Raw genomic sequence first — 805 nt, 5'->3', positions numbered from 1 at the left:
CCCAGCACAATCAATAAAGCGGGAAACAGGAAAACCATCATCACCACCGACATCTTGGCCGACATCTTCGAGATGAATTCCTGCAAACGGGTGAGGCGGCGGTCATCGAGCCGTTGCTTGAGGGCCAGCCGAGACTTCATGGCGCCGCCGCCCTGTTGGATCAGTTGCTGCAAAATGATGCAGGTGTCGGTGAACTCGTCCACGGCCAGCAGCCTGGCGGTCTTGCCCAACTCCTCACTCAGTTCCAGGCCCGAGTCGACCCGGGACAGGATCAACCGCAGTTCCTGGGTCAGCGCGGGCAACAGGCGTTGCGCTTCAACGCTGAGCACACGCAGGGATTGTTCTACCGCCATGCCCGACTCGAACAAAATGCGCAGCCGGGGGATGAAGGTCGACACCTCGCGGGGGGTCTGTTGCTGGCGGGCCTTGGCCGCACTGGCAAGGATGGGCTTGGGGATCAGGTAGCCCAGGCCCAGGCCGAGCAGGGGTGCGATCCACGGGGAGTCGACACCGGGAAAAATCACTTCCTCGCCTATCAGGATCACGCCTGCCAGCACCAGCGGCACGCCAATCTGGCAGGCGGCGAAGATCGAGCGTTGATTGGTTTTGCGCCAGCCCACACGGTTGAGCAGGATCTGCGTTTCGTTATCCATGCTCACTGAGCGCTGGGCCAGCTGGCTGCTGCCAAATTGGCTGAGCAGGGTACCGAATCGGTCGCCACGCACCAATTGGCCTTGCAGGCGCTGGTTGACCAGGCGCTGGCGACGGCGCTGGGCCATGAGCTGGCCGGCGATCAACACGAGTG

1 protein-coding gene is annotated in these 805 nt (G+C 62.2%); it reads right to left on the bottom strand.

What is annotated here, in order from left to right; all coding sequences use genetic code 11:
- Positions 1-805, bottom strand: an 805-nt coding sequence (locus ASU03_RS20070) for a type II secretion system F family protein (protein WP_157465961.1), incomplete at both ends; no start/stop codon positions are given.

The organism is Colwellia sp. TT2012 (assembly GCF_001440345.1).
GTDB lineage: Bacteria > Pseudomonadota > Gammaproteobacteria > Enterobacterales > Alteromonadaceae > Colwellia.
This window is presented reverse-complemented; position numbering and strand designations above follow the sequence as displayed.